At 49.3% G+C, this 20,737-nt stretch carries 22 protein-coding genes; 9 read left to right on the top strand and 13 right to left on the bottom strand.

Translation table 11 applies throughout. The annotated features are described in order from the left end of the window. Positions 1–50: 50 nt before the first annotated feature. The 3 genes from D9T21_RS01610 to D9T21_RS01600 all read right to left on the bottom strand — a co-directional run bounded on the left by D9T21_RS01610 (position 51) and on the right by D9T21_RS01600 (position 1,765). Positions 51–614 carry a CBS domain-containing protein gene (locus D9T21_RS01610; RefSeq protein WP_123323428.1) on the bottom strand — a complete coding sequence of 188 codons (564 nt, stop codon included), beginning with the start codon at positions 612–614 and terminating at the stop codon, positions 51–53. A 70-nt stretch (positions 615–684) separates the two neighbouring features. Then, on the bottom strand, positions 685–993 hold the full coding sequence (locus D9T21_RS01605) for a hypothetical protein (RefSeq protein ID WP_123323427.1): 309 nt from the start codon (positions 991–993) through the stop codon (positions 685–687). Positions 994–1,192: 199 nt separating this feature from the next. Then, positions 1,193–1,765 (bottom strand): YceI family protein, encoded by a 573-nt coding sequence (locus D9T21_RS01600; RefSeq protein WP_123323426.1) that lies wholly within the window; start codon positions 1,763–1,765, stop codon positions 1,193–1,195. Positions 1,766–2,058: 293 nt separating this feature from the next. On the opposite strand from D9T21_RS01600, the gene D9T21_RS01595 reads away from it, so the two are divergent. Further along, positions 2,059–3,417: an 8-oxoguanine deaminase gene (locus D9T21_RS01595; RefSeq protein WP_123323425.1), complete on the top strand. Its 1,359-nt coding sequence runs from the start codon at positions 2,059–2,061 to the stop codon at positions 3,415–3,417. A 318-nt stretch (positions 3,418–3,735) separates the two neighbouring features. Here the strand turns inward: D9T21_RS01595 and D9T21_RS01590 are convergent, their stop codons facing one another. Continuing rightward, complete coding sequence (locus D9T21_RS01590; RefSeq protein WP_123323424.1) at positions 3,736–5,028, bottom strand: NAD(P)/FAD-dependent oxidoreductase; 1,293 nt, start codon at positions 5,026–5,028, stop codon at positions 3,736–3,738. Between the two features lie 455 nt (positions 5,029–5,483). On the opposite strand from D9T21_RS01590, the gene D9T21_RS01585 reads away from it, so the two are divergent. The 8 genes from D9T21_RS01585 to D9T21_RS01550 all read left to right on the top strand — a co-directional run bounded on the left by D9T21_RS01585 (position 5,484) and on the right by D9T21_RS01550 (position 15,203). After that, the gene (locus D9T21_RS01585) at positions 5,484–6,647 is read left to right on the top strand and encodes a porin (protein ID WP_123323423.1); all 1,164 of its coding nucleotides are present in this window, start codon (positions 5,484–5,486) and stop codon (positions 6,645–6,647) included. A gap of 132 nt (positions 6,648–6,779) precedes the next feature. Then, a complete protein-coding gene (gene exaC / locus D9T21_RS01580; protein WP_123323422.1) occupies positions 6,780–8,297 on the top strand; it encodes an acetaldehyde dehydrogenase ExaC in 1,518 nt (505 codons plus the stop codon). Positions 8,298–8,395: 98 nt separating this feature from the next. Then, positions 8,396–8,668 (top strand): DUF4242 domain-containing protein, encoded by a 273-nt coding sequence (locus D9T21_RS01575; protein ID WP_123323421.1) that lies wholly within the window; start codon positions 8,396–8,398, stop codon positions 8,666–8,668. Positions 8,669–8,678: 10 nt separating this feature from the next. Then, a complete protein-coding gene (locus D9T21_RS01570) occupies positions 8,679–9,674 on the top strand; it encodes an ABC transporter substrate-binding protein (RefSeq protein ID WP_164464546.1) in 996 nt (331 codons plus the stop codon). A 6-nt stretch (positions 9,675–9,680) separates the two neighbouring features. Beyond that, positions 9,681–10,424, top strand: a complete 744-nt coding sequence (locus D9T21_RS01565) for an ABC transporter permease (RefSeq protein WP_123323419.1) — start codon at positions 9,681–9,683, stop codon at positions 10,422–10,424. After that, positions 10,421–11,155 (top strand): ABC transporter ATP-binding protein, encoded by a 735-nt coding sequence (locus D9T21_RS01560; RefSeq protein ID WP_105936958.1) that lies wholly within the window; start codon positions 10,421–10,423, stop codon positions 11,153–11,155. The genes D9T21_RS01565 and D9T21_RS01560 overlap by 4 nt, the downstream gene beginning before the upstream one ends. A 180-nt stretch (positions 11,156–11,335) precedes the next feature. Beyond that, the gene (gene nosP, locus D9T21_RS01555) at positions 11,336–12,544 is read left to right on the top strand and encodes a nitric oxide-sensing protein NosP (protein ID WP_123323418.1); all 1,209 of its coding nucleotides are present in this window, start codon (positions 11,336–11,338) and stop codon (positions 12,542–12,544) included. Then, positions 12,513–15,203: a NahK/ErcS family hybrid sensor histidine kinase/response regulator gene (locus D9T21_RS01550; RefSeq protein WP_123323417.1), complete on the top strand. Its 2,691-nt coding sequence runs from the start codon at positions 12,513–12,515 to the stop codon at positions 15,201–15,203. The genes nosP and D9T21_RS01550 overlap by 32 nt, the downstream gene beginning before the upstream one ends. Before the next feature lie 13 nt (positions 15,204–15,216). Here the strand turns inward: D9T21_RS01550 and D9T21_RS01545 are convergent, their stop codons facing one another. From D9T21_RS01545 to D9T21_RS01505, 9 genes are all read right to left on the bottom strand, one after another. After that, positions 15,217–15,624, bottom strand: a complete 408-nt coding sequence (locus D9T21_RS01545) for a hypothetical protein (RefSeq protein WP_123323416.1) — start codon at positions 15,622–15,624, stop codon at positions 15,217–15,219. Between the two features lie 166 nt (positions 15,625–15,790). Next, complete coding sequence (gene nadS / locus D9T21_RS01540) at positions 15,791–16,081, bottom strand: NadS family protein (RefSeq protein WP_123323415.1); 291 nt, start codon at positions 16,079–16,081, stop codon at positions 15,791–15,793. After that, complete coding sequence (locus tag D9T21_RS01535) at positions 16,078–16,347, bottom strand: type II toxin-antitoxin system RelE/ParE family toxin (RefSeq protein WP_241155597.1); 270 nt, start codon at positions 16,345–16,347, stop codon at positions 16,078–16,080. Before D9T21_RS01535 ends, nadS begins: the two co-directional genes overlap by 4 nt. A 227-nt stretch (positions 16,348–16,574) precedes the next feature. Further along, positions 16,575–16,937: a DUF4870 domain-containing protein gene (locus D9T21_RS01530; protein WP_123323413.1), complete on the bottom strand. Its 363-nt coding sequence runs from the start codon at positions 16,935–16,937 to the stop codon at positions 16,575–16,577. A gap of 45 nt (positions 16,938–16,982) precedes the next feature. Further along, on the bottom strand, positions 16,983–17,291 hold the full coding sequence (locus tag D9T21_RS01525) for a hypothetical protein (RefSeq protein ID WP_123323412.1): 309 nt from the start codon (positions 17,289–17,291) through the stop codon (positions 16,983–16,985). A 174-nt stretch (positions 17,292–17,465) separates the two neighbouring features. Continuing rightward, complete coding sequence (locus tag D9T21_RS01520; RefSeq protein WP_123323411.1) at positions 17,466–18,134, bottom strand: response regulator; 669 nt, start codon at positions 18,132–18,134, stop codon at positions 17,466–17,468. Positions 18,135–18,247: 113 nt separating this feature from the next. Beyond that, the gene (locus D9T21_RS01515; RefSeq protein WP_123323410.1) at positions 18,248–19,039 is read right to left on the bottom strand and encodes an ABC transporter permease; all 792 of its coding nucleotides are present in this window, start codon (positions 19,037–19,039) and stop codon (positions 18,248–18,250) included. Then, positions 19,040–19,777 (bottom strand): ABC transporter ATP-binding protein, encoded by a 738-nt coding sequence (locus D9T21_RS01510; RefSeq protein ID WP_123323409.1) that lies wholly within the window; start codon positions 19,775–19,777, stop codon positions 19,040–19,042. It lies immediately after the preceding gene. Further along, positions 19,774–20,730, bottom strand: coding sequence for a YVTN family beta-propeller repeat protein (locus D9T21_RS01505; RefSeq protein WP_105936949.1), 957 nt, complete (start codon positions 20,728–20,730; stop codon positions 19,774–19,776). The genes D9T21_RS01510 and D9T21_RS01505 overlap by 4 nt, the downstream gene beginning before the upstream one ends. Between the last annotated feature and the right edge of the window lie 7 nt (positions 20,731–20,737).

The following is a 20,737-nucleotide window of genomic DNA, read 5'->3' as shown; positions in this document are numbered from 1 at the left end:
AAAAACATGCCTGCCGCGACACAGGGTTGTCGCGAACAGGTAAGGAATGATTAGGCGGCAATGATATGTGAAAGTGCCGCAAAGGAAGGCTGGAATTGAATATCCAGTGGGATCCGCAAGATGCGGGCGATGTCGCTCACGCTGATTACACCACGAATTTCATGGGCCACCTTATCAATCACGAGGCAATGCATCGCACCATTCTCGCGCAAGGCGTTCACTACGTCAGACACGCTCGACAGTTTAAGCTCGTTGTAGTCGAATGCCTGCAATAGGGATTTAGGTTGCATCATATCCACCACCAGCAGCTCTGACCGGGGTATTCCCAGTTGCACTACCCGCTGCAGAATTTTTTGCTCGGTGATGTCTGCCAGGGTAACAATACCAACAAACTGTTGCCGCTGATCGAGTACCAGTTTCATTTTAACGTGAGACTGACGCATCAGTTTTTCCAGCTCTACGGCTTTTACGTTGCCATCAATCACCAGCGGTTGGTGATCATGAAAATCGGTAAAAATACTCAGCGCGGAAGATGCTAACTCAACATGCTCATAGATATCCGGATGAGCGAGCGTATCAATAGATTCGGTTTTGCACAGAGTTAAATTATGCATGGATTTATCCTCTTTAAATTAATTTCTATGCGCCTGAATGCACCATTGCACGACGCAGATATCGGTGAAATTAACTTACTGAGGGAGGCGCTCTGATACCGTGGTGGGAGCGATAGGCGTGCTTGTTTCGACTCTGATAAGTGAATGCAGAATGGAACAGATGAACTTCAGAAGTCGAAGCGGACTGTGGCAGGTAGCCATCAAAATCGGTGTCGCTCTCATCACTGATTTCAATGCTATCGGGGGCATTAGAATCAACGACAAGGTCGTGTAAATCAACACGCTGAACTCCGACGCTGTGATCATCATGCAGCACAGTGCTAACGGCGGGACAGCCCACCATTGCTACCATTACCACTAACAATCTTAACCAGTTCATCTGAGTACCACGAGTTAAGGGATATACACTAATAGACTTACAATGGTTCGTATTAGTTCCAAAGGAAAGTCAGTTACCGACCAACTGATGCTATTTTACGCCGAACTGCCAGGCTGGCGGCAAAATGCGGTAGCGCAGATCACGCCTTTGCTACCGCCCAGAGTGCTGAGGATGTGAAGAGAAAGCACTCTGTGAAAAACTATTTAGCCTGGGCTTCGGTGGTCAGGCGCAGGGTAATTTCATCGCCTACGTAAGGTACGTACTGGTCGATACCGAAATCAGAACGCTTGATAACCGTTTCTGCATCAAAGCCAATGGCTTGCTTCTTTGACATAGGGTGTTCGCCCATACCGTTCAGAGTCGCATCCATAGTGACTGTTTTGGTAGTGCCCTTGATAGTCAGATCGCCGGTAACAGCAAATTTGTTATCGCCTTTTGGCACAACTTTGGTGCTTACAAAAGTGGCTTTAGGATACGTCGCTGCATCAAACCATTCTTCGCCAAGAAATTCCTCTGTCAGCTTGTCTACAAAAGTATCAACCGTCTCGATGCTTACAGAAATGGCGATATCACTTTGAGCAGGCTTTTCGGCATCGTAAGTAATGGTGCCTTCAGCACCCGCAAATACTGCGGTAGGCGTTGAAAAGCCGAAATGGCTCCACGAGGCTACTGCAAAAGTGTGGGTCGGATCCACTGAATAGCTGGTTGGTGCTGCAAAAGCTGATACGCTGAAAAGCGCGCTAAGTAGAACGGCTGAAAGTCGTTTATTCATCACAGATTCCTTTTGTTGTCTGAAAGAGTAATTGAATTGCGGTTATTCTTACGCGTATAAAGGAATTTAGCTCTATCTATTAATTAAACGATTCATTCTGATTTATAGAATAAGTACAGCAACCAAACCGCCAAAAACCATCCTAAGCCCGGTTTGATACCTTGCGTAGGCGCACGGGGTTTTCATTTACGCATGATTCGGTAAACTACATAGCGAATCTACTTCTCCTGGATCAGCAGACAGGACATAACTGAGCTGGCATTACCATTAACTTTATTATTGGAGCCATTGCTATGTCTGCAGAACAGCGTATCTGGATAAAATCGCCGTTATTTGTTTTTGCCCCTGACCAGTCGCAACCGGTCACAGGTCTGGTAATCAATAAGGGTAAAATCGAAACCCTGCTATTTAATCACGACGCCCCTGAATCGCCCTGCGATGAGGTTTTCGATGCGTCCGGCCTGGTGATTTTGCCAGGACTGATTAACACCCATCATCATTTTTACCAGACCCTCACCCGTGCCTGGGCACCGGTAGTGAATGAGCCTTTGTTCCCGTGGCTAAAAACATTATATCCGGTATGGGCGCGACTCACGCCGGATGCCTTGCACCTGGCCACCCAGGTCGCGATGGCAGAATTGCTGTTATCCGGCTGTACCACCGCCGCCGATCACCATTACTTGTTCCCCCAGGGACTGGATAACGCCATCGATGTTCAGGTTGATGTAGTCAGGCAGCTGGGCATGCGCGCCATGCTAACCCGTGGCTCAATGAGTCTTGGTGAAAAAGACGGCGGCTTACCTCCGCAGCACACCGTACAAACCGGCGAAGCCATCATTCGCGACAGCGAGCGCCTTATTAGCCAGTACCACGAACGTGAAGCAGGCGCGCAAATTCAGATTGCTCTGGCCCCCTGTTCGCCGTTCTCGGTTACCCGCGAAATTATGCAGGAAAGCGCTCAACTGGCTAAACGCGAAGATGTGCGGCTGCACACGCATTTGGCCGAAACGCTGGATGAAGAAGACTTCTGCTTGCAAACCTTCGGCATGCGCACCGTGGACTATCTGGAAAGCGTGGGCTGGTTAAACGACCGCACCTGGCTGGCGCATGGTATTCACTTTAATGAAGAAGAAATTGCCCGGCTGGGCGCCGCAGGTACCGGTATTTGTCATTGTCCGGTGTCGAATATGCGTCTGGCTTCCGGGATCTGCCCTACACTTGATCTTATTGAAGCCGGCGCACCGATTGGCTTAGGCGTTGATGGCTCGGCGTCTAATGACGCATCCAACATGATGTATGAAGCCCGTCAGGCGCTGTATCTGCAGCGCTTAAAATACGGTGCAGAAAAAATCACGCCGGAAGTGGTATTACGCTGGGCAACCGAAGGCTCAGCCAGCGTGCTGGGGCGCACAGATATTGGCGCCATTGCCGAGGGCATGCAGGCCGACCTGGCCATGTTCAGCCTGGATGACATCCGCTTCAGTGGCTCCCATGATCCGCTCGCTGCATTGATCCTGTGTGGCGCAGAAAAAGCCGAGCACGTTATGGTAGGGGGCCAGTGGCGGGTTAGTCATGGCCAGATAAACGGCCTCGACCTGCCTGCTCTGTTAGCGCGCCACCGGACTGCCGCCAGCAAACTTATCGCCGGGTAATCAGCCTGCCCCAGACTCTGTGGCGGCCACCACCGCCACCTGCTACTTAGGCATCAATCGGGCAGTACTTTGGTAGTAATAAGGCCGGTAATTCACTCCTCGAAGCCTTTAAACGAGTGAAAATTGTTTGTTAAACAGTCTTTACTGAATTGGCAAACAAAGTACATTATTTGAGCAATCAGAGCCGCCATTTTTCACTTTTCAGCGGGTCAAATCGGCTGGCTGTTTGTTACAAAAATCACATTTTTTTAACTGTGGTCAGAACGACCAGAGGCAGGATTTACCCGGTAACGGTATGCCGTTACCGGGTAACATAACTCAGTGAAGTTTTAATTTAGGGGTAACCAGGTTACTGACTTTGCGCATCAGCAGCATTAAAAAGCCCTTAAACCAGCCATGCACCGCAAACAAATGCATATTATACAGCGACACATACACCATCTTAGCCAGTCGCCCTTCAATAAACATGGTGCTGTTGCTGAGTTTGCCCATCAGACTACCTACCGTGGAGTATTTACTGAGGTGCACCAGCGAGCCGTAATCGGTGTAGGTATAGGCCTGCATCGGTTTATGCATAAACAGGTTTTGCAGGTTTTTGGCCAGTAAACTGGCCATCTGGTGCGCCGACTGCGCCCGTGGTGGTACCCAGCTACCGTCTTTCTGGAGCACTCCGCAACAGTCGCCGATAGCAAAAATCTTATTATCCACAGTACTTTGCAGAGCAGGCGTTACCAGGATCTGATTAGCTTTGTTAAGCTCGAACAGATTTAAATCGGTCAGAAACTCGGGCGCCTTAACCCCGGCTGACCACACCATTAAGTCGGCTTCAATCAGCACGTCTTCGGCGGTGACAAACCCTTCTTTATCCACCCTTTGTACCCGCGTATTCTCGCGTACTTCAATGCCTAGCTTGGTAAGGGCACGACGCGCAGAGCCCGCAATTCGCTCGGGTAATGCAGGCAATATCCGTGGCCCAGCCTCGAGTATCGACACCTGCAGTTTGTCGGCCGACATTTCAGGCATACCGTAGGCTCTGGCCAGGTTACTCACGTGGTGTAACTGCGCTGCCAACTCGGTGCCGGTTGCCCCGGCTCCCACAATCGCGACGTGGATTTTTTTCTTGGTCACACCTTCCTGATTGATCTTCAGTAGCTGATTTAACAGCGCGCGATGAAAACGTTCGGCCTGGATAAGTGAGTCCAGGCAATAACAGTGCTCACTCACGCCAAGGGTACCGAAATCATTGGTTACACTGCCGATAGCCATAACCAGATAATCATACTCCACAGTACGCTCCGGGAGGATTTCCAGGCCGTCTTCGTCGTATAACGGGTCGAGGTAGATACTTTGGTTGTCACGGTCGATATAGCTCATATTGCCGAGCTGAAACTGGTAATGGTGCTGGGCGGCGTGCATACGGTAGTCAACGCCGTCTGAGGCTTTATTAATGACCCCGGCAGCCACTTCATGAAGCAGGGGTTTCCAGACATGCGTGCGGCTACGGTCAACCAGTATTATCTCGGCCAGCTTGCGCTTACCCAGTGTTTTACTTAGCCGGGTAACCAGCTCAAGACCACCGGCACCACCGCCTACAACTACGATTTTTTTCATAACAGACCTACTTATTAAATGTGAATTGGTCTGCACAATGCACTGATGTGCACAGATCAATCGACACTCTGGGTCTTATCAACCACTAGCAGCTTACGCCTTTTACCGGTGAGGTAAAGTCAGACTCTGCCAGTGTAAAAGTATTTTATGTTAACAAAAACGCTAAAAAATACTCTCTGAACTGCCACTTTGCGCTGGCTTTTAGTAGCACTTCAAAGCAGTGCCAAAACCGCCCCTCCAAACCAGCACTTTGGTAGTAGGACTTTCGGAGAATTTCCGCAGAGGACTAAAGTTGAATTCAAAAGGCTCCATTGAGGAGTACTCAAAATCCGGCCGCTCAACAATACTCAATGCAAAAGAGCAACGGCAAAGAATCGTTGTCAATTAACGTGAGTGACAGTGGGACGCAATAAAAGTGTTACTCCACGCAATAAACACAAATATGAGGGTTACACATGAAAAATAATAAATTTGCGTGCAAACCGCTAGCCGTTGCCTTACTTGCACTCTCTTCAGCTTCAGCCAATGCCGCAATCACCATTTACGACGATGCCGAAGTGGCTACCGTATCGGTTGACGCGTCATTCAACACATTCTACACCACAACGTCTGTTGATAACGGTCCAAACGGTGACCGTGACCAATCCCGCGTTAAAATGGGTTTCCTGCCTAATTGGCTGGGTATGAACTTCAGTAAGCAGATTGGTGACATGAAAGTGGGCGGTCGCTCATCTTTCTGGGTAACCATCAACGATTCTAACAGTGGTGTTACCTCAACCGGTATCGATGTTCGTCAGTTTTACGCGACGCTGGATGCCGACTGGGGTCAATTACTGATTGGTAAAGATTTCACACTGTTTAACCGCAGCAACGTTTTCTTAGACGAAGTCCTGCTTGGTTACGGCAATGTCAATGATACGCTGGGACTGGTTGATGGCCAGGGCGTATCATTCGGTAACCTCGGCAGCGGGTACACTTATCCGTTCCCAGCGTCGCAAATACGTTATACCTCGCCGTCTTTCGGTGGTGGCTTCAAGGTAGCCGTTGCGGCTGTCGATCCTTCGCCAGTGAATGGCGATGCTGACCGCGAAGAATCTGCACCTCGTTTTGAGGGTGAAGTGACCTACAGCGGCACTTTCGACGACGCATCAGTCACTGCATGGGTGGGTTTCCTGTCGCAAACCTCTGAATCTGATATGGGTGACGTTGACTCAAACGGCGCTTCATACGGTGTAAAAGTAGGCTTTGGTGGTTTATCACTGCACGCATCAGGCTACAGCGGTGAAGGTATCGGCATTCTGTTAGGCCCCACAGAAGCAGCACTGGGTTTAGCGCCGATCACCATGTATGACCCAACTACCTATAACGCGCTCGATAGCGAAGGCTACATCCTGCAGGCCTCTTATAAGATGGATGCGAATCGTTTCGTACTCTCTTATGGCGAGAACGAAATCGAAGACACCGACTACATCGGTCACGAAGGTATGCAAGCTGCCTGGTTCTATGGCTATAACAGCAACGTCACCTTTGCAGTGGAATATTCGACCAGCGAGTTCTCTGGAATTCTGGGTCAGGAAGAAGCTCAGACTCTTGCCGTTGGTGCCATCGTAAACTTTTAGTAACTGACTGTTTCCTTGCCAGAAAACAGTCTTGTCTTACGGCAGTCGGTGCCGGTCAGGGAGCTTAATCATGGCTCCCGCAAAACCGACAATCTGGCAACGCTTTTATAATTGATTACCGGAGTAAGCAACATGATCTATGCAGCACCTGGAACAGAAAATTCTGTCGTCTCATTTAAATCACGATACGAAAACTTTATTGGCGGCGAGTGGGTTGCTCCCGTTAAAGGTCAGTATTTCGATAACGTATCACCTGTTAACAACGAAAAATTCTGCGAAATCCCACGCTCAACGGCTGAAGATATCGAGTTAGCGCTGGATGCCGCTCACAAAGCAAAAGCAGCCTGGGGCAAGACTTCAGTAGCAGCACGCTCTAATATCCTGCTTAAAATTGCCGATCGTATCGAAGCTAACCTGGAAGCCCTGGCAGTAGCGGAAACCTGGGATAACGGTAAAGCAGTGCGTGAAACCCTGAACGCTGACGTTCCACTGGCCGCCGACCACTTCCGCTATTTTGCCGGTTGTATCCGCGCTCAGGAAGGTGGCATCAGCGAAATTGACGAAAATACCATTGCTTATCACTTTCATGAACCGCTGGGTGTTGTAGGTCAGATTATACCGTGGAACTTCCCACTGCTGATGGCAGCGTGGAAGCTGGCACCTGCACTGGCTGCCGGTAACTGTATCGTTCTGAAGCCTGCTGAACAAACCCCTGCGTCTATTCTGGTACTGATGGAAATCATCGGCGATCTGTTACCGCCGGGTGTACTGAACGTCGTAAACGGTTTCGGTAGAGAAGCGGGTGAAGCACTGGCAACTAACAAGCGTATCGCAAAAATTGCCTTTACTGGTTCAACTCCCGTGGGTGCTCACATCCTGAAATGCGCTGCAGACAACATCATCCCATCGACTGTAGAACTGGGTGGTAAGTCGCCAAATATCTATTTCAGCGACGTAATGAAGCATGAAGACGAGTTCCTGAGCAAATGTGTTGAAGGTACTGTACTGGCATTCTTCAACCAGGGTGAAGTTTGTACGTGTCCATCACGTGCGCTGATTCAGGAAGATATGTACGATGACTTTATCTCGCTGGTTATCGCTCGTACACAACAAATCAAACGTGGTAACCCACTGGATACCGATACTCAGGTGGGTGCACAAGCATCTGCTCAGCAGTATGAAAAAATCCTGGGCTATCTTGAGTTAGGTAAGAAAGAAGGCGCCGAAGTGCTTATCGGTGGCGGTCCTGCCAACGTTGAAGGCTTCAGCAACGGTTTCTATGTACAACCTACCCTGCTGAAAGGTTCTAACGACATGCGCGTGTTCCAGGAAGAAATCTTCGGACCGGTTGTTGGCGTAACCACCTTTAAAGACGAAGCAGAAGCACTGGCTATTGCTAACAATACTGAGTTTGGTTTGGGTGCGGGTGTATGGACTCGTGACACTAACCTTGCCTACCGCATGGGCCGTGGCATTGAAGCCGGCCGTGTATGGATGAACTGCTACCACGCTTATCCTGCACACGCAGCATTCGGTGGCTACAAGAAATCAGGTGTGGGCCGTGAAAACCACAAAATGATGCTCGACCACTATCAGCAAACCAAAAACCTGCTGACCAGCTACGACATCAACCCACTGGGCTTTTTCTAAAAGCGTTGCCATAACTGGCGTAAGCGAGGTTCCCGCATCTGCGGGGACCTTTTTCCTTTCGGCTCACTACAATTTAAAAAACGAAGGATTTGTCTGCCATGCCAAAATTTATTATCGAACGCGAAATCCCGGGCGCCGGCGAACTCAATGCCGAGCAGCTGCAAAATACTTCTCAACAGTCCTGCTGTGTATTACGTGAGGCCGGCCCGCATATTCAGTGGGTAGAGAGCTACGTTACCGACAACAAGATTTATTGTGTTTATATTTCACCTGATAAACAGGCCATTATGGACCATGCCGAACAAATGGGTATCCCGGCCAATCAGATTAATCAGGTTAGAACCATGATCGACCCGACGACCGCCGAATAACACTCATACCATGATGATTAGAGTTGTACTGAGTTGTATCATCCTGTGGTGTAGCGCGCTGATATCGTGCGCAAGCGCTGACGAATTGCCAGAAATCCGTGTCGGCGTACTCAAATATGGCACCCTCAACTGGGAGCTTGATCTCGCAGAAGCGAAAAATTACCCGGAACAATACGGCTTTAAGCTAACCCGGGTTGCCCTCGGCTCACCGCAGGCACTGTCTGTTGCCCTGCAAGGCGGCGCCGTAGACATGATTGTAGGCGACTGGCTATGGGCTGCTCGTCAGTATGACGAAGGCCGGCTGTATCACTTCTATCCCTACTCTACCGCGGCGGGCGAACTGGTTGTTCACAGCTCAGACAACGCCGCAAACATAGGTGAGTTAAAAGGCAAAACTATTGGCTTCGCCGGCGGTAAAGGCAACAAAAACTGGATCCTTTACAGTGCCTATGCAAGGCAACATTTCGGCCTTGAATTAGCCAGTCAGACAACCGTTAAATTCGCCGCGCCCCCTATGCTTAATCAGCTTATGCTGCGCGATCAGCTCGACGCCGTCGTCAATTTCTGGCATTACGCCGCGGAGCTGAAAACTCACGATAAACGCTCGCTACTAACAATGGATGAAGTGCTTGGCAGTTGGCAAATCAGTGCCGACGTACCGGTGATTGGCTGGTTATTTAAACAAAGCTGGGCAGCCGAAAATCCGGCGTTGGTAGACCAGTTTTTTGCCATGTCATTTGCTACACGGGCCCAAATGAATAGTGACGATAATCTGTGGCAAATTATTCCTTCTTTCACGCAAAAGTATTCCGCCGAAGCCCGGCCAGTGCTTATTGAGCACTACCGCCAAGGAATTCCGACCCGCTTTGATGCCGATATTAAAGCCGATTTACAAAAGCTGTTTAAGGTACTTAAAGCCAATGAGGGAACTACTGGCGTAACCGGTTCACTGCAATCTCTGCCTGACAGCCTGTTCTGGCATAGTCCGGCGCTGGCAGGACAGTAAGCACTGATGCACAGTCATCCGGCACTAACCCGCATGCTGTCGATGGTGGTTTTTATTCTGCTATGGCAGGCCGCTGTGATGCTATTTACTCCCGACTTGTTACCAGCTCCCTATGCAGTGCTGACTAACCTGATGGGTCATGTCGACAGCGGCGAGTTACCGCACCACCTGACCATTACCCTGCGCCGTATTGCCATTAGTTTTCTGTGCGCTATGTTACTGGGCAGCTTACTGGGGCTGGTTATTGGCCACTTTAAGCGGCTTGATTTATGGCTCGACAGCGTCGTGACCCTGGCGCTGAACGTGCCGGCGCTGGTAACGATTATTCTGTGTTTTATCTGGTTTGGATTAAATGAAACAGCCGCGCTAATTGCTGTTATCGTAAATAAAACGCCCAATATCGCGGTCACTATGCGCGAAGGCGCCAGAGCCGTGGATAAGCGCTTGCTGGATGTGGCCAAAGCCTATCAGGTACCGGCGGGGCGCACTTTTATAAAGGTTTATTTGCCGCAACTGTACCCGTATTTTCTGGCCGCAGCCCGCGGCGGTCTGGCCCTGGTATGGAAAATTGTGCTGGTAGTTGAATTGCTCGGCTGCAGCGATGGCGTGGGCTTTCAACTGTCATTGTTCTTTCAGTATTTTGATATTACCAGTGTGCTGGCTTATACACTGGCGTTTGCCTGTATTATCTTTGCCCTGGAAGCCGGCGTTTTACGCCCCTGGGAACGGCGGGTACTGAAGTGGCGATGACTTACACAGTAGATATTATCAACAAGGCATTTGTAAACGACGCGGGGATTGCCACCGCCGTTATTCGCAACCTCGGCCTGACTCTTAGCAACGGGGAGTTTGTCACCCTGCTCGGTCCATCAGGGGCGGGTAAAAGCACACTGCTCAACCTGATTGCCGGCCTCGACAACGACTTTGAGGGTGAGATTCGCCTCAGCAAACCAGACGGCAAAACGGCCAGGGTGTCGCTGATGTTCCAGGAACCCAGGTTGATGCCCTGGCTGAGCATTTGCGAAAACGTGATGTTGGTATGTGACGGCAGCACATCACAGCGCCGCTCCAGCGCTTTACACTGGCTCAGTCTGGTGGGTTTAAGCGGCGCCGAATATCAGTATCCAGCCCAACTTTCAGGCGGTATGCTGAAACGGGCAGCGCTGGCCCGGGCGTTTGCCTGTGAGCCGGATATTCTGCTAATGGATGAACCTTTTTCGTCGCTGGACATTCCCGCCGCCGACTCGCTCAGACAACTGCTCAGTGAACTGTGGCAAAAACGCCGGACTACCGTAGTTTATGTGACCCATGATATAACTGAAGCACTCACCTTATCTGACCGTATCCTGCTACTCAGTAGTCATCCTATGCAGGTGCTGGAAGATGTCCGCTTAACCTCACAACGCCCCCGTAATCCTCTCGAAAATGAACTTTTAGCCCTCGCCGAACGTTTTAAACAGTCGTTAGCTGATCCGGCCTGATCGTTAGTTGTATGACCAACGGCCCAATTTATGCTACTAATGGCCGAGTTTTGTGCGTAAATCACTCTTGCTAATCTTGTTAAACAATTGTGAATTATATAGAATCGACAGCGGTGAATTGGTATCTCAGCCCTTTGGCACAGCGTAATGCAACCAGTCACCCGAGTTTAGGGAGTATCCATGCTGTCGCAACAAATTAGTCAAACCGTTGAAGTTTTCGACTCACCTTCTGTGGCCAGAGCCGGATCGGAAAGTCTTGACCCTGTCATTGCAGCACGGGACATCTACAATGCACTGGCGCCATGTGAAGCAGCATGTGTCGTTTTTTATTGTTGTACCCGGTATCCGCTGGAACAACTGTCGAAAGAATTAAACCGCTATTTTGGCGACATCCCGGTAATTGGCTGTACTTCTGCCGGCGAAATAACGCCCGATGGTTGCCGCAAGCACTCCATCTGCGCCTTTGCCCTCAGTAAACAGCACTTCGCCGTAGAAACCGTGCTGATCGAAAATCTGGCGGCCTTTTCAGAGCACGATGCCGATGAACTGGTTAACTCCATGCTCGACAAGCTGCGCAGCAAAGCCGTATCCCCCGGACCGGTAGAACAACATTCTTTCGGCATGACCTTACTGGATGGCTTATCTATTCGGGAAGAGCTGGTTATCGATGTACTCAATATGAGTATGCAGGATATTCCGCTGGTAGGCGGATCAGCCGGGGATGATCAGCACTTTGTCGATACCCAGATTTATTGCAACGGTCGCTTTTACAGTAGCGCAGCAGTTTTTATGCTGATTAATACCAACTGTTATTTTGATGTATTCAGCCACCATCATTTAGCGCCCGAAAACGACAAGCTGGTGGTTACCCAAACCGCACCGGGACAACGGGTGGTGGAAGAGTTTAATGCCGAACCGGCTGCGCTGGAGTATTGCCGCATAAACGGCTTAAAGCTCGAGGAACTAACCTCAGAAGTTTTCGCCATGCACCCTCTGGCAGTGCAAATTGGCGACCACCTGTATATCCGCAGCATCCAGCAGGTGAACGATGATTTAAGCCTGACTTTTTTCTGCGCCATTGACGCCGGGATTGTGCTGACCAAGATGAAATCCAGCGGGCTGCATGCTCACTCCACCATGATCCTTAATGATATTCGCCGCAACGTAGGCGAGATTGATTTACTCATTGGGTTTGACTGTACTCACCGCCGCGCTGAAATCGATAAATACCAGTTGGAAGATGCCATGTCAGAGCTTTACCGTGCCAATCATATGATCGGATTTAATACCTACGGTGAGCAAATAAATGGGTTACACTTGAACCATACTTTTACTGGCGTAGCGATTGGAGCGCCCATTGAAACCGACCTCAAGTCCACTGACGCCTGAAGTAGCCGTTGAGTCGCCGGAAATAGCCGGCGAAGATGAGCTCGAACGGCTGCGCTACGAAAACGAGAAGCTGCAGAAAATAAACCGCGTGCTGATGCGTCGGGTAGAAATGGGGTGGGGCAATCACAGTGATGCCTATCAGTCTTTTGAAGGCGCAGCCATGCTCGCCGATAAGGTAAAAGAGCGCACCTACCGCCTGCAGCAAACCCTGCATCGTCTGGAAGAGTCCAACCAACAGCTCGAACTGGCCCGCCGGGAAACAGAGAAAAGCCAGATTCAGGCCGAACAGGATCGTCAGCGTCTGCGTGACGCTATTGAGAGTATTTCCGATGCCTTCGCCCTGTTCGATGCAGACCGCAAAATGGTAATGGTAAACAGCCGCTGCGCCGAATTCTGGCAACAGCACAATATTACCTACGAATTGGGCAAAACCTCTTTTCAGGAAATCACCGCCGCCTCGCTGGTACTGGTTGATCACAAAGCCAAAGCGCAGAAAAAAGTGGGCGTTTATCCCGATCCGATTGCCCAGACCATCTTTAAATTGCGCGATGGCACCTGGATCCAGATGCAGGAGCGTAAAACTAACGATAACTGCCTGGTGGTGGTGTATACCGATATCACCAATATAAAATTAGCCGAAGAGGTCCGCTACGAGACCGCCATGACCGAACAGGCTGAGCTCCTCAAAGCCACCCTGGAAAACATGAGCCAGGGCGTTGTACTGATTAACGCTGACAGGCAAATCGAAACCTGGAATCAGCGCTTTTTCGAGCTGTTAGGCTTGTCGGACAGCGGTGTTCAACGCGGCGATGTATTTGCCGAACTCATGCAACAAAACGTGTTTGCCAAAGCCCTGTTTGACGCCATTTCCTTTGATGTGGCACCGGATAAGGACTTCCTGGAAGTCGAGATGATGCTCGATGAAAACCTGGTATTACTGGTGCGGCGCAACCTGATCCCCGGCGGCGGCATACTAATCACCTTTGCCGATATTACCGAACGCAGTCGCAATCAGATTGCCCTGCGCGAAAGTGAACAGCGTATCCGCCTGATCACCGATGCCATGCCAGCACTGATTTCCTATGTTAACAAAGATCTGTGCTACGAATTCGTTAACCGCGAGTTTGAAAAGTGGTTTAACCGCTCACGGGACGAAATTATTAATCATCACCTCAGTGACGTGCTTGGCCATAAAGAGTATCAGACCCTCACCATCCATATTGCCCGTGCCATGCTCGGCCAGGCGGTTAACTTTGAGCTCGAACACAGCCGTGATCCGGATAACGTGCGGATCTCAAACAAAACCTACATCCCCCATTTTGACGAGCAGCGCAACGTCATTGGTTTTTTTGCTCTGGAGCAGGATGTTACCGAGCAGCGACGCACCGCCCGGGCCCTTAAGCATGCCTATGATTACATGGAGCAGCGGGTAAACCAGCGCACCAAAAAGATTTCTGAAATTAACCTGCAGTTACGCAACGAAATTGAAGAACGACAACTGGCCGAAATTAAGCTGCTGGAGGCAAAACGGGAAGCCGACCAGGCCAATGAGTCGAAATCGAAATTCCTCGCCGCCACCAGTCACGACTTGCTGCAACCCATGAACTCAGCCCGTTTATTTGCCGATGCCTTAAACGATCTGATACTTGGCGAAGAAGCACAGAAACTTATTCGTTCATTAAGCTACTCACTGGAAAACCTCGAGTCGCTAATCAGTGCGCTGGTAGATATTTCAAAGCTTGAGGCCGGATTGATTGAACCGGTTCTGGATGATTTTGAAATCGACGACTTAATTACCAATATGGTGAATGAGTTTACCCCTCAGGCAGAGGGTAAAGGCCTCAGGCTGAGAGTAAAGACCACTCAAACACTGGTTCATTCAGATACTTATCTGCTGGCGCGGATCCTGCGCAACCTGCTCAGCAACGCAATTCGCTACACCAACGAAGGCAGTATTTTAGTAGGCGTAAGGCGGCGCAAGGCAGGCTTACAAATTCAGATTTTTGATACCGGTATTGGTATCCCGCAGGACAAACTGAGTGAAATCTTCCACGAGTTTAATCGCCTGGATGCCAAGAAACGCCGTCATGATAAAGGCCTCGGTTTAGGCCTGGCCATTGTAGAACGGCTCGCCAGTGTGATGAACCATACCATTAATGTTCGTTCAGTAGAGGGCAAAGGCTCCTGCTTCAGCATCACCCTGCCCTATGCAGATAAGCTTGCCCAGCGGGTTAAACCGACTCCAGCACCGTTAATCGACCGCTTCAACGATCAACTCGAAGGGGCGCGAATTTTACTTATCGATAACGACGATGAAATTTGTAAAGGCATGGAAACGGTGCTGGGCAGCTGGAATTGCAACATTACCTCGGTACAAACCCTGGAAGAATTGCAAGAACCGGAGTTCTTAACCGAGCTGGACCCTCAGCTTATCATTGCCGATTATCACCTGGACGATGGCGATACTGGCTTTGACGCACTGGAAATTACTCATCAGCATTTAATACCGCACCCACCGGTTATTATGATCACGGCCAACTATACCAATGAGCTGCGCCAGAAGGTACGGGAAAAAGGCTATTCGCTGCTTAATAAGCCCGTGAAGCCTCATAAGATGAAGCTGGCGTTATCTAACCTGTTATCAAACGCAAAAACCTGATTGTAAGTACTCACTACCACCATACAGCCGATAAAGTAAGACCAAGCAAAACAACATATGGATACATTACTGTCGGCCTGAGGCACTGTTTGAGGTACTCTTTAATCAGGCCCAGACCGCTGTTAGCGGTTTGCTGATATTGCTGATTAAACTGGCAGCCGGTTTCATTATGATTGGCAGCCAAAGCAGCCTCAACAATTAGCAAACGGGTTTCAAAACGCCCCTGAAAGGTTTTCCAGATACCGTCCTGCAACCAGAATACCCCAACCATTAACACCGGTACTATCAGGTTAAATTCAAAGCCTAATGCAAAAGCCGTTGTAAAAATAGCGAGCAGCTTAATGAGCAAACTGTATTTCTCATAGCTATCGAACTGATTTTGCAGAGTCTGCCATTCCAGCGACAGGTAATCCGTAGTCATTGGCTAATTCTAATTCCAAAGAGTTGATGATCATCAATTGCTTAGCTTAACCAGTAAAGCCTCTCCGCGCGACTAAAATCATCATACATAGCATCGAAGGCAACGCCTGGTTTTCCTTGCCTCGTCGTCGAATGCATCCGCCAAATCATGCAGTTAAGCGGGGGTTCTAGTGATTAAGTACTTCCATAGCGTGCTTGGGGTCAGCATCTAAGATTTTAAGCAAAGCACGAGCAGGACCTGTTGGATGGCGTCGGCCTTGTTCCCAATTCTCCAATGTGCGTTTGCTCACACCCAAAACGTCAGCAAAACGGGTTTGCGATAATCCCGTTTTTGCGCGAATGGCTTTTACCTGAGGCTCAGCAAATTCAGTTGCACGGAAAGGCTTTGCCTTACCTTTGATAATATCGTCTGCTTGAGTCACGCTCTCTATCAATTGTTCAAACATGTCGCCATTCATTCTGACCACCTCTCTACGATTTTCTTCAGCGCTTTAAGCTGTGCGTCTGTCAAATTATCCTGCACATTTTTTGGGTACGCCAACAACATATAAAGTTGGTCGTTGTCGGTCATCCAGTAATAGATAACTCTTGCTCCACCACTCTTACCCCTTCCTTCCAGCGCCCAGCGGACCTTCCTTAGACCACCACTATTTTTGATGATTGCGCCCCTATCTGGCCTGCTAACAAGTGCTTCCTGCAAGTCTTTGTATTCATCATCATTCATCAGCTCTGTTATGAGCTTGGTGAATATGGGTGTTTCAATTATTACCATTAGCTAACTATAACATTAATATCAATGTACGCCAAAGGCGTATATTGGTATTTAAAACTACCGTAATGAAGACCAAATTCCTTGGGTGGTAATTAATAAATCTTATATCCTGGAAGTACGGATGAATGTCTTAATCTTTCCAGTTATCAGCGATGGGTTGGCATCTGAAACAGTGCCGGTTACTTTAAAAACCGGATACTAAGCGGATAAACCCACAACTCGCCATTATTGGCTTTTAGTGCAGCAATAATAGCAAAGACAATATTCAACAAAGCCAGAATCCATATGGCAACTACGCCGATTAGTATGAAAATGAGAATAAAACAAATCGCATAGTAGATAACCAGGCTTATCAACCAGTTTACAGTCACTTTGCCATGCTGGTCTATGGTGTCACTTTTATCTTTATTTACCACCCACATCACGATAGGCAATATAAAACCAAGCCCGGGAATGACAATACTGCTTAGCTGGCTCAAATGCAGCAGCATGCAGTAAGTGTTTAGCGGCATCCCCCAGTATTCTTGTTGATTGTCTTGCATTGGTTTCTCCTTGTCGTTCAAAACGGCCGTCCATAGACGTAAGAATTACGACTCTATCTTAAGATACTTATGTTTACCAAATGTCACGTAATAAAGCGGAAGTAACAGCGCTTTAAGTGGGTTAGAGGCGAATGCGTTTTTGACTACGATGCGGCTGTCCTGAATATCACTAACCGCAAAGTCCGGGCTGTAGCACCAATCTATGTAAGCCGTGAGTATTTTACTGTCGGGCGGCAGAGTAACCTTTCGCGTGGTCCCGCGTTCGATTAACGCCACTTCCTTGCCATCGGCAAGCAAACGGTAGCTGCGGGTAAAATCGGTGAATTGTTTTGGTCTGGTAACTTCGATATCCATATCAACCTTTGCAAATCTGGCGAGCAAGGCCAAAACAATACTTAATTTTTAGTGGTTTTTAAAGCACTTGCAATAAAAGACCGTCACAGGTGGGAAGTCGGCAGGAAGGAGAATCACTCACGCCATGGGCAACAGGATACCCATGGCTTACAAAGCATTATCAATCACTAACCGCTAATTGCGCATCAGATACTGGTTAAAGTCGATACTGGCCGCACAAAGCGCTGCCTGGATGCGGTTATGTACATTCAGCTTAGTAAGAATAGCCGACACGTGAGCCTTCACTGTGGTTTCGGCAATATTCAGCTCATAGGCAATCTGCTTGTTAGACTTACCTTTGGCGATACACTCAAACACCAGTAACTGGCGGCGGGTTAAAGCGCCAATCAACTTAGGATCGATTTGCTGTTGAGCGGAGTCTTCCTTGGGCTTAGTGCTTCCGCCATTGCGGATGATATCCGGCGGCAAATATACCTGACCGGAGAGTACCTGCTGGAGCGCACCCACAATCTGCTCACAGCTGGAAGACTTGGTGATAAACCCTACCGCGCCATAGGTAAAGGCCTGCAGCACGACATTTTTATCTTCTTCTGCCGACACAATAACAATAGGAATTTCAGGGAACTGATTACGAAAACGCACGATACCGTTAAGGCCATCCATGCCTGGCATATTCAGATCGAGTAGCACTAAATCAATGTTGGGGTTTTCTTCTGCTGTATTGAGTGCTTCTTCAAGGTCGATACAACTGATGGTTTTAGTGTCCGGAATATTACGCTCAACGAAATCGGTGATTGCATATTGAAATAAGGGATGGTCATCAGCGACGAGAATTTCTACCATTTTTATCACCCTGTAAATGCTCTGTAAGTTATATTAGTGGATGTACTGTCATTCAGCCAGCCTTTATTTACCGCGGCTATCAGGATAATCCATCCGTTTGTTAATTCAGCGAGCTAACCGCCCACCTTGCGTTTTACCATGCCCCGTTTAGGGTCATAGCCCCAAATAGCCAGACTGGTAAAAATCAGCGTACAAACACCGGTTACCAGCGCTGCCTGCCCGTTAAACTGGCCATAAAGCGCAAAACGAATCAGTTCTACCGCGTGAGTGAACGGATTAAACTGGCATATCCAGTAAAGCCATTCGCTCGACTCGCGCATTTTCCACAACGGGTATAACGCCGAAGAGAGGAAAAACATCGGAAACACCACGAAGTTCATCACCCCGGCAAAGTTTTCCAATTGCTTGATAAAAGACGACAGCAATAGTCCCAGCGCTCCCAGTAATAAGGCGGTTAGGAGTAAAGCCGGAATAACCAGCAAGTAACCCATTGGCTCAGCTTCCACCTCCAGCAACCAGGCGATGGCGAAAAAGGCATACACCTGTAACATGGAAATACAGGCACCGGCCAACAGCTTACTAACCAGCAGAAACGGTCGGGGCATGGGGCTGGTGAGAAGCACCTTCATGCTGCCCATTTCCCGGTCGTACACCATAGAAAGCGAGCTTTGCATGCCGTTAAACAGCATGATCACGCCGGCCAGCCCTGGAATAATGTAAACCTCATAAGTGATGTAGGTTTCATAGGGAGGAATAATCGCTACCCCCAGCGCAGCACGAAAGCCCGCCGCAAACACCACCAGCCATAATAAAGGGCGTACCAGCGCGCTTATCAGCCGCGAGCGCTGTTGCCAGAATCTCAGCAGTTCCCGTTTTAATACACCAACAAAGCAGGTCCAGTACATCTATTGCTCCCCCTGCTGATGAAAGTGTCGGTAAAGCGCCTGCACCGAGTCCAGTTGCTGGGCCTGCATGGCCTCCTCACAACGTTGCTGCAGTTGAATCTGACCTTTGATCAACACAATCAGCTCGTCATTGGGGCGCACTTCGTCAATCAGGTGGGTCGACGACAAAATTGTGATACCAGAGTCGCTACACAATTGGCGCAGGTGATCGTTAATCGTGTCACGGGTGGACTGGTCCAGGCCCACGGTGGCCTCATCCAGCAACAGAATAGCCGGTTGATGCAGCAGCGCTCGAGCTATCTCTACACGGCGGCGGTGACCGCCATTGAGTGAGCGGACTTTATCTTTGCGTCGATCGCTTAATGCAAAACGCTGTAATTCTTCATCGATCCGCTGTTTTGTGTAGGCGCTCGATAAGCCGTGCAGACTGGCGTGATAAGCCAGGTTCTGCTCAACACTCAAATCTAAATCCAGGGTGGGTTGCTGAAACACCATACCGATTTGCTTTAACACCTGACGCGGCTTTTTCGCGGCATTGATGCCATTAACTGTTACCCTACCGGTTTGCGGCTGCAGTAACTGACAAAGAATCGAGAACAGCGTGCTCTTGCCCGCGCCATTAGGCCCAAGCAAGGCATAATACGCCCCCGGCGACAGTGAAAACGTCACCTCAGACAGTGCCTGTTTAGCGCCGTAGTTAAACCCTATTTGCTCTACAGCTAATACCGGATCACTCATGGTTTAACCACAACGCCCCATGGATAGCGGCCGGCTTTAATCGTTTTAATGACTTTCAGATCTTCCACATCAATCACCGACACATCGCCGCTAACACCATTAGTGGTGAACAATAAAGACTGTTCTTTGGCAAAAGCTAACTGCCATACACGACGACCTACCAGCAAATAATCAAGCACTTCATAGGTGCTGGCATCGATTACCGCCACATGGTTTGCCGGACCAAGTGCCACAAAGGCATATTTGCCATCATCGGTAAGTTTAATGCCCACCGGCTGTATTTTATCGCGGTGTACGCCAGGAATTTTAAAGGTGATCTTTTTAATCAGCTCCCGGGAGGCTGTATCAATAACGTCGACGGTGCCGCCTATTTCAGCCGACGCCCAGACCTTTTCGCCGGACTTGCTGAATTCCACATGGCGCGGACGCTGATCGACCAGGGTGTTATCCACCAGCTCGTGGGTACTGGCATCAATCCAGTGCAGCATGTTGGTAGTTTCCGAGGTATTGATAACCCATTTTCCATCCGGGCTCACGGCCATACCTTCCGGCTCAATACCCACATCAATTTGTGCGATAACGGTACGGTCTACGGTATCGACAACGGTAACCACTGCACTGTCTTCATTAGCAATATACAGATGACGGTTGTTTGGATGCAGGGCGAACTGCTCCGGATCTTCACCGGAAGGCAGATTGTGAATCACCTTGTGGGTGGCCAAATCCATTACCTGCACGGCATCAGATTCGCTGGCACAAATATACAGGTATTTATAATCCTGGCTGAAGATAATGCCGCGGGGGCGCATTCCTACCTCCAGCGTATCGATGACTTCCAGTTTATCCACATCGATGAGGGTTAACGTATCGCTCTTTTCATTGGAAACGTAAGCCACCTCAGCCTGACTCACCAGTGCCGTTAACAAGCCGGCTGCTAAAACTAATAAACGCATACTTCTA

The organism is Marisediminitalea oceani, from assembly GCF_003731635.1.
GTDB lineage: Bacteria > Pseudomonadota > Gammaproteobacteria > Enterobacterales > Alteromonadaceae > Alteromonas > Alteromonas oceani.
The sequence above is the reverse complement of the archived record's forward strand: the minus strand, read 5'-3'. Positions and strand labels throughout refer to the sequence as shown.

Bases quoted from the DNA above. Each gene is read 5' to 3' on its own strand.
- D9T21_RS01610 (WP_123323428.1), bottom strand. From the start codon at position 614: ATGCATAATTTAACTCTGTGCAAAACCGAATCTATTGATACGCTCGCT.
- D9T21_RS01605 (WP_123323427.1), bottom strand. From the start codon at position 993: ATGAACTGGTTAAGATTGTTAGTGGTAATGGTAGCAATGGTGGGCTGT.
- D9T21_RS01600 (WP_123323426.1), bottom strand. From the start codon at position 1,765: ATGAATAAACGACTTTCAGCCGTTCTACTTAGCGCGCTTTTCAGCGTA.
- D9T21_RS01595 (WP_123323425.1), top strand. From the start codon at position 2,059: ATGTCTGCAGAACAGCGTATCTGGATAAAATCGCCGTTATTTGTTTTT.
- D9T21_RS01590 (WP_123323424.1), bottom strand. From the start codon at position 5,028: ATGAAAAAAATCGTAGTTGTAGGCGGTGGTGCCGGTGGTCTTGAGCTG.
- D9T21_RS01585 (WP_123323423.1), top strand. From the start codon at position 5,484: ATGAAAAATAATAAATTTGCGTGCAAACCGCTAGCCGTTGCCTTACTT.
- exaC (WP_123323422.1), top strand. From the start codon at position 6,780: ATGATCTATGCAGCACCTGGAACAGAAAATTCTGTCGTCTCATTTAAA.
- D9T21_RS01575 (WP_123323421.1), top strand. From the start codon at position 8,396: ATGCCAAAATTTATTATCGAACGCGAAATCCCGGGCGCCGGCGAACTC.
- D9T21_RS01570 (WP_164464546.1), top strand. From the start codon at position 8,679: ATGATGATTAGAGTTGTACTGAGTTGTATCATCCTGTGGTGTAGCGCG.
- D9T21_RS01565 (WP_123323419.1), top strand. From the start codon at position 9,681: ATGCACAGTCATCCGGCACTAACCCGCATGCTGTCGATGGTGGTTTTT.
- D9T21_RS01560 (WP_105936958.1), top strand. From the start codon at position 10,421: ATGACTTACACAGTAGATATTATCAACAAGGCATTTGTAAACGACGCG.
- nosP (WP_123323418.1), top strand. From the start codon at position 11,336: ATGCTGTCGCAACAAATTAGTCAAACCGTTGAAGTTTTCGACTCACCT.
- D9T21_RS01545 (WP_123323416.1), bottom strand. From the start codon at position 15,624: ATGACTACGGATTACCTGTCGCTGGAATGGCAGACTCTGCAAAATCAG.
- nadS (WP_123323415.1), bottom strand. From the start codon at position 16,081: ATGAATGGCGACATGTTTGAACAATTGATAGAGAGCGTGACTCAAGCA.
- D9T21_RS01535 (WP_241155597.1), bottom strand. From the start codon at position 16,347: ATGAATGATGATGAATACAAAGACTTGCAGGAAGCACTTGTTAGCAGG.
- D9T21_RS01530 (WP_123323413.1), bottom strand. From the start codon at position 16,937: ATGCAAGACAATCAACAAGAATACTGGGGGATGCCGCTAAACACTTAC.
- D9T21_RS01525 (WP_123323412.1), bottom strand. From the start codon at position 17,291: ATGGATATCGAAGTTACCAGACCAAAACAATTCACCGATTTTACCCGC.
- D9T21_RS01520 (WP_123323411.1), bottom strand. From the start codon at position 18,134: ATGGTAGAAATTCTCGTCGCTGATGACCATCCCTTATTTCAATATGCA.
- D9T21_RS01515 (WP_123323410.1), bottom strand. From the start codon at position 19,039: ATGTACTGGACCTGCTTTGTTGGTGTATTAAAACGGGAACTGCTGAGA.
- D9T21_RS01510 (WP_123323409.1), bottom strand. From the start codon at position 19,777: ATGAGTGATCCGGTATTAGCTGTAGAGCAAATAGGGTTTAACTACGGC.
- D9T21_RS01505 (WP_105936949.1), bottom strand. From the start codon at position 20,730: ATGCGTTTATTAGTTTTAGCAGCCGGCTTGTTAACGGCACTGGTGAGT.